The 330-nt window shown below is 22.7% G+C and carries 1 pseudogene; it reads left to right on the top strand.

Annotated features, from left to right (window positions below):
• Positions 1-94: 94 nt before the first annotated feature.
• Positions 95-330: pseudogene (locus KGF39_RS19630) on the top strand (hypothetical protein); the annotation flags it as partial.

Below are 330 nucleotides of genomic sequence, written 5' to 3'. Positions count from 1 at the left end.
TTTATTTGGTATATTGAGAGATACTAAAATATGCAAACTATCAGAATCCTCAACGAATAAAATGCAATTTGAATATAAAGTAAATTTGAACAAATTGAAGAAATATAATATAAAGTATGAGATATTAAATAAAAAATTTGTTATAACTACTGAATTAGAAGAGCAAAATGATATTCCATTTGAATTGAAAAAATTAAATGGACAAACTTTTAGTTCATCACCTGGATATTATTTTGCTAAATGTGATGAAAATGGTAAAATAATTTCTTTTTTAACAACAATAACAGATAGATCAAGAAGTGGTGCAACAGTAACATATAAATTTGAAAA

The organism is Clostridioides sp. ZZV14-6345, assembly GCF_020657775.1.
GTDB classification, from domain to species: domain Bacteria; phylum Bacillota; class Clostridia; order Peptostreptococcales; family Peptostreptococcaceae; genus Clostridioides; species Clostridioides difficile_D.
This window is presented reverse-complemented; position numbering and strand designations above follow the sequence as displayed.